1 protein-coding gene is annotated in these 1,475 nt (G+C 68.5%); it reads left to right on the top strand.

Annotated elements, in window-relative coordinates:
- Positions 1 to 435: 435 nt before the first annotated feature.
- On the top strand, positions 436 to 762 hold the full coding sequence (locus AB0M20_RS43135; protein ID WP_364307251.1) for a hypothetical protein: 327 nt from the start codon (positions 436 to 438) through the stop codon (positions 760 to 762).
- Positions 763 to 1,475: the final 713 nt, after the last annotated feature.

Here is a 1,475-nt window from a genome sequence, read left to right as displayed (position 1 = left end):
GGCCGTCCGCGCCTTGCCGCTTCGCTCACGGCGCGGGCCGGCGGTGGCCACGCGAGACCGGGCGACACGCGGAAGCCCCGGCGTCCTCACCATCGAGGAGACCGGGGCTTCCGCCGGACGGAACACAGACGACTATGGATCGCCGTCGAGCTACCTCGTAACCAGGCGGCGTGCCGAAGCGACGGAATTGCCGTTTCACGACCGCAAGACGGGGAACACTGCGGCGGCTTGCCGTGCTCCCGCGTCCTGGACCCGGGCGGCCCGGTCCGCTCGTAACAAGCGCGCCATCGCCGAGGCCTTGCTCGTGGACTAGTGGGACAAACGGAAATCGTTCGACTCACACGTTTCAGCCGCGGTACGGCGGGCAATCAGCAGCCGACGAAGCGGGATGAAGCGCCCGCAGTAGTTCATTACGTTCATAATCGGAGGATAATCATGACCACCCCTGCACCCGGATATACGACCGGGACCAATCCCACGACCGACCTTCACCACACCGCGCACGCGCGTCCTCGACGCGGCGGCGAAGAAACGAAACCGTCGTTCAAGACCACCGAACTGATCGTGTACGTGGTCGCTGTGATCGGCGTGCTCATCGCCTCCGCGGTGACCGGCGATGCCGGCGCCGAGAACGGTGGTGACGTCTTCGCCGCCGACAAGGCCTGGTGGTTCATCACCCTGCTGACCATCGGGTACATGGTGAGCCGTGGTCTGGCCAAGGCCGGCGTCTCCACCCGAGACCGGGACCCGCGCACCGACTGATTCCGCACCGTCCGCGACGCCCGTCGCCGAGCCGTCCCTGCACTCCCGGCGGCTCGGCGACGGTCGTTTATCCACCGCCAGACAGGTTCGATCCGACTGCTTGCCGTCTCAACGTGCCTCCGGCGGGCAGGGCTTCCGGCCCTACGACCCAGATCAGGCCTCCGGCGGCCGGGGCTCCGCCCTGGACGCTGGGCCCTCTGGGATGTCGAGCCGCGAGCTGACCGGGGACGATCCTGTCACTCCGGGCTCGGGCAGCAGATCCGCCAGCGGGTGGCGTTGATCGGCGAGCCAGGTGCGATAGTCGGCGCAGGACAGGCCACTGTCGAACAGATTGGCGGCGGCCACCGACATAGACGAGCATCGCATCGAGATGGGCCGAACGGCCTTGCGCCCATCCACCGAGGGGCCGGACATGGCGTCGACACCCTCGGATACCAGGTTCGGCTCTTCACGTCTACCTGAGGCCCTCACTATCGTCCACATCGGGGCGACGGATCCAACGGTGGAGCCGGACGGGACGGCGCCGCGGGTGGGAGGAGCGCAATGACGTTTGTCACCATTCGACGGCACGCGGGCAGGCGTGCCATCCTGGCCGGCCTGGTGGTGCTCGGCACCGTAGCGGCCGGCGGCGCCGCGGACCCCCCCGCCCCGCCGATCAATCCCCCCCGGCCCGGGGCAGGGGATCACCCCCGGACGGCCGGTTTGAAGTCGTT

It is taken from the genome of Actinoplanes sp. NPDC051633, from assembly GCF_040681735.1.
Taxonomy (GTDB): domain Bacteria; phylum Actinomycetota; class Actinomycetes; order Mycobacteriales; family Micromonosporaceae; genus Actinoplanes.
The sequence above is the reverse complement of the archived record's forward strand: the minus strand, read 5'-3'. Positions and strand labels throughout refer to the sequence as shown.

What these genes read in the sequence shown, in the direction of transcription:
- AB0M20_RS43135 (WP_364307251.1), top strand. Translation starts at nt 436, where the DNA reads ATGACCACCCCTGCACCCGGATATACGACCGGGACCAATCCCACGACC.